We start from the raw sequence: 5,444 nt of genomic DNA on the forward strand, positions 1-5,444 counted from the left end.
CCAAACTGATAGCCGAAAATGCACTGCCAGGAACGGTAGGTGTAACCGCCGCAGATTTTCTTTTACCGGATTCTATTACGTTTAAGGATTATAATAATAATCTTTCTTTCCCGGTAGGTGTACAATTATCGGCGCTGACAGCTAACCCCGGTAAGAAAGTAGCGCTGGCGGTAGACCTGATCTCTCCATCTGTTTACAAACTGGATTCTGCCAAAAGAACGATCGTGATGGTGGTAGATGCAGAAGGCTTAAAATATAATCCATATTCCGGTACCGCACTGCAATTACCTGCAGCAGTAGGTGCGTCGGTGACTATCAAGGCGGCCGACTTTGACCTTGGCGGAGAAGGATGGGGATATCATGATAATACAGACGCCAACATCCCAAATACCTATCGGCCGAATGAAGGCGTAGATATTGAAAACAGTGGCGGGAACATCGGCTTCACCGCCGATGGTGAATGGCTGAAATATACGGTGGAATCTTCCGTTACCGGAGATTACGATGTGGCGATCGCCCTGACCACACCCAATCCTGGTGACCGAGGTGTGCACGTGGAAGTGGATGGTGTGAATCAAACCGGCAGAATCCAGTTTGATAACACCGGCGGCTGGGGCAACTGGGTATATTTTCATGGCACCATGCACTTTACACCTGGTAAGCACCTGGTGAGATTTGTATGGGAAACAGGAGATACCAATCTGAGAGATTTTATATTCACCAGAAAAAATTAAATACTTACATGGGGTTGTTCATCAGGAACAATCCCATTTCTTTTCCCCTGAAAACCTTAATCCACGTATATGAAAACTACCTGGTTCTTTCGCCGGAGATTTTTATGGCTGCTGGCGGTATTCTTTATTTCACTTACCGCACAATCGCAAACATGGCAACTGATTAACCCGCTTTAACCTACTAAAGATGCGTTTGTAGCCGCTTATTCTGTGGCAGTAATAATTCTTTTGGAATGGAATTATCTTATGACCATGCATTCAGTGCTCCGGGAGGTGGAACGAATTTTAATGGCAATATCTCTGCCGCCAGCTGGAGAAGTAAAAATGACAATGAAAGGCGCGCCTATGCATATACCTATGATGGCTCCAACCGCTTAATAAAGGCTCAGTTTACCCAGTATACTGCAGGTTGGAATACCACGGCAGGAAAGGATTATACCGCCATGATGGGGGATGGTGTTACACCTGTTTCCGCCTATGATGCGAATGGTAATATTCAGAAGATGACCCATTTTACAGCACCTTCCACGAAGATCGATGAACTGGTTTATAACTATAACTATGTAGCAGATGGGAATAAACTTTGGCGGGTGACAGATAACTTTAATAGCCCGGCAAGTATACTAGGAGATTTCAAGGAAATCACAAGTGGTCAGAATCAGGATTACAGTTATGATGCCAATGGTAATCTGGCAGTGGACAATAACAAAGGCATCAGCAGTATTACCTACAATCACCTGAACCTACCTACACTGATCACCATTACCGGAAAAGGAACCATTGGTTATACTTATGATGCGCTGGGTAACAAACTGAAAAAAACAGTTACGGATAACACCATCAGTAAGACTACCACAACAATGTATATAGATGGATTTCAGTACACGCGTGATACGCTCTTTCAGTTTGCACATGAAGATGGACGGGTGCGCCGTAAGCCAGATGGTAGCTATATATTCGATTACTTTGAAAAAGATCATCTAGGTAGTGTACGTGTCACTCTCACGGAAGAATCAACCGTAATACCTTACCTGGTGGCGGGTATGGAACCACAAAACGCATCAGCAGAAGATACTTATTACTACAACATTGAGGAAACCCGTACAAAAAAACCGATGGCATATCCTGCCACGGATAGTAGCAATAGATTTGCCGCAAAACTGGATGGAGAACAGCGCAAAACAGGTCCGGCCATTATCCTGAAAGTTATGGCGGGAGACACGCTGAACATCCGTGCGAACAGCTGGTATCAGTATAATGAACGAAAACCGGATGATCGAAAAGTTCCATTGGAAGAATTGGCACTATCCATGGCCAATAATCTTCTTCCACAGGCAGCAAAACTGGCTACTGATGTAGTCAATACTGCCAACCCCCTTTCGGCAGCTATCTTCTCATTATTACAGGCCCGCCAGCCAGATGATCCGGCAGTGAATCGTAAGCCCAAGGCATACCTGAACTGGATACTACTGGATGAAGATCTTAATCCAATACCAGAAGATACCACCATCAATCCATTAAATCGAAAGGAATACAAAGGGTATCAACAGGTGGGCAACGCCGGTGAAATCACCCAACATGTGAAGAAGGATTGGACGATTGAAAAGAGCGGATTTGTGTATATATTTACAAGTAATGAAAGCCCGGATGCGGATGTCTATTTTGATGATTTGGGAATAATGAGTTTGAGTGGATCGCTGTTAGAGGTCAGTCACTATTATCCTTTTGGGTTGAAGATCGCAGGGATTAGTTCGAATGCGGTGGGGATGTTGGAGAACCGCATTAAGTATAATGGGATCGAGTTTACCAGTGATCTGGGGCTTGATATATACGATGCACAATTTAGGAATCTTGATCCGCAGATAGGAAGGTGGCGGCAGATAGACCCAAAGCCGAATGACGCTATATCTCCTTATGCTGCAATGGACAATAATCCGATCAGATATAGTGACTTTTTAGGAGATACTACAATAGCTGGAGCTGGTTTTTGGAGGAATGCCTGGGAGGGATTAAAAGATGGTGGGAGAGCGACAGCCTCCTGGGTTAAGAGTTTAGGAACGACAGAAGGGATTGGTAATACCTTAGATGGTATGGCAGCGATGTCTCCGTTTAATGTTGATGAAGGCGCTGTTGGTGCCCGGGCTCAAATGATTGGTAATGCAGTAAATTATGTCGGTAACATCCCTAATAAAACAAGCGATCAAATCGGCCATGATGTGGGATTTGGGGTTGAAAAGATAGGAGAAGTTGTTTTAGCATCAAAAGGAAGTAGTATTGTTTCTAATGCCCTTAGGGCAACGGCTTTCGTAGATATGGCTGCAGAGGCGGAAATTGTTACCCCTCTAGTAAACAGTCGAGGTGTACCATATCCGCGGATTTCTGTCAATGGCTACGGAGAAGTACCATTTCCTGAAGGGCCATTTGTTCCAAATAATTCCTCAACGCTTAGAAGTAGTTTTACAACAGGATATAAAATGGAATTCAGAAACTGGTGGACGGAACAAGGTAGACCTTGGCCTACTGCCCCGGAAGGAAGTAGTATTAATATTCACCATATCAAACCTTTAAAATTCGGAGGAACAAATAACTTTGAAAATCTGGTTCCACTAGTTCAGCCTTTAGAACATCAACCGTTCACTAACTGGTGGCGAAATTTTAACCATTAAATCTAATAAAATGAATGATACACTTTTAAATAAGATAAAAAATATTGAAAGGAATCCTTCCGATGAAAAAATTCTTACAGACGAAGGACTTGAGGCGACTTTTACATTTAATAAAGGCGCCACTGAGAATGGAATAGCGGAGGCTGATGGATTCTTTAAAAATAATATTCCAACAGAATTTATCGAATTCCTCAAACTTTATAATGGATGCATTCTTTTTAATGTGGATGGTATAGGAGGCTTTCAGATATTTAGTGATGATAAGCTTGTTAGTGAGAACAAATTCCAGAAATTGAATTTTGAGGATGACTGGGATGACAACGTAATTATTTTTTGTTCGTGTATTGGAGATGGTGATTACATAGGATTTCGTTTATTAAATGATGGATATGAAATAATTGATTGTTTTGGAGAAGAAATCCCTTTAAATTGGCTTGCTATAGAGACTTCATTTGATGTTTTTCTTGAGAAATTAATCGACCATAAAGGAGGGAAATATTGGTTGTCAACTGAATAGGAATAAATCTTCATTTACTGGGTCTATTTGTGTGATTTAAGGGTGATTGGTGTGAATAACAAGAAGTTAGTTTCGATACTATAGAGAATACAGTAAACAGTTATCGAGGTGATATTGTTAATCATTATAGGGAGATATTTAATGAAATTCCGAGAATTTATGTTGGGAATAAAGGCTTATGTGATTTCTCCATGGCTTTCGTATTCTTGAATGTAATGCCGCGGATGAAAGAATTGTACTGCCTGGTGTTATCCCTGTTCTCTACAAAGATGAAAAGAGCTGCTATTTTTAAATTCGAAGATAGGTACGTGGTCCATAGCGAATCTACAGTAATAGATGGCTATGGAGTGGCCTCTGATCCATATATTAGAATGAGTATGGCATCTACAATGCAAGAAGTTGTAAGAAGTTTACTATATGCACTGGAAGCAAGTAAAACAAATGTTTTAGCTCCCAATGAGGATACTTTTTGAAACAACATTTAAAATTTATGGAGGGTAAAAGCCATAAAGGTTTATATGACAATTCTATTTGTTGTTCAGTGCATGAAAAAGATAATGAAATTATCCTTTCACCCTCAATTAATATGGGGATTGCCGGCAGTTTCAGACATTGCCATGATAGAAAAGTTATTGTAAAGGCAAATGGGATAACGGGAGAGCTGTGTAACATTGGTAGAAGCTTTAAGTAGATGTGAATAAAGCTGCATATCATGGAATTCGAATCGCATTTTACAGATTGAATATAAACTGGGAATGGCAACGTATATTTTTATAAAGTCAAAAATGACAAAGATGAAAAGGGCTACTATTCTTAAATTTGAGAATGGATACGTTATACACAGTGATTCTACAACTATTAATGGATATGGTATAGCCTCTGAACCGTACATTATTATTGACGGGAGCCCATCAATGGAGCGTATTCTTAATGAGATATTATATTCATTAGAATCAAGCAAAATAAATGTTATTGACGCCGATTCAGAAAATTCATCAAAAGAATACTTTAAATCAATAGGAATAAAACGACGTAAGGATTTATACAAGAATTCCATTTGTTGCTCTGTATTTGAAAAGGATAATTTCATTATTCTTTTGCCAACAGCTAACATGGGGCCCAGTGAAGGATTTAGACCCTATCTTGATGGAAAAGTGGAGATCCCAATAAATGCAAGTAAAGAAGAGAAGTGTAATGCATTGGTTGAAGCGCTAAGCAGGTGTGAATAAAGCAATATATTTTGAGGATGAGCATCCCTTATAAAGAAACCTTATAAAGGGAATAATTTTACAGGTTTAATAGAAAGAAGAGGCGACAACCTTTATTTAAATAGGAAAGATGAAAAGAGCTGCTATTTTTAAATTCGAAGATAGGTACATGATTCATAGCGAATCTACAGTAATAGATGGATATGGAGTGGCCTCTGATCCATATATTACAATGAGTATGGCATCTACAATGCAAGAAATTGTAAGAAGTTTACTATATGCACTGGAAGCAAGTAAAACAAATGTTTTAGCTCCCAAT

5 protein-coding genes are annotated in these 5,444 nt (G+C 40.0%); all 5 read left to right on the forward strand.

The genetic code is table 11. The annotated features are described in order from the left end of the window. Nucleotides 1-734: carbohydrate-binding protein (locus tag VIP81_RS29550; RefSeq protein WP_331970273.1), on the forward strand; the 734-nt coding region annotated here is incomplete at its 5' end. A gap of 233 nt (nt 735-967) precedes the next feature. Further along, nucleotides 968-3,400, forward strand: coding sequence for an RHS repeat-associated core domain-containing protein (locus VIP81_RS29555; protein WP_331970276.1), 2,433 nt, complete (start codon nt 968-970; stop codon nt 3,398-3,400). A 10-nt stretch (nt 3,401-3,410) separates the two neighbouring features. Next, nucleotides 3,411-3,917, forward strand: a complete 507-nt coding sequence (locus VIP81_RS29560) for an SMI1/KNR4 family protein (protein ID WP_331970279.1) — start codon at nt 3,411-3,413, stop codon at nt 3,915-3,917. A gap of 794 nt (nt 3,918-4,711) precedes the next feature. Continuing rightward, complete coding sequence (locus tag VIP81_RS29565; RefSeq protein WP_331970282.1) at nt 4,712-5,146, forward strand: contact-dependent growth inhibition system immunity protein; 435 nt, start codon at nt 4,712-4,714, stop codon at nt 5,144-5,146. A gap of 109 nt (nt 5,147-5,255) precedes the next feature. Beyond that, the coding region (locus VIP81_RS29570) for a hypothetical protein (protein ID WP_331970285.1) at nt 5,256-5,444 on the forward strand (189 nt) is incomplete at its 3' end.

The sequence above is a fragment of the Chitinophaga sp. genome (genome assembly GCF_036566945.1).
Classification (GTDB): Bacteria; Bacteroidota; Bacteroidia; order Chitinophagales; family Chitinophagaceae; genus Chitinophaga.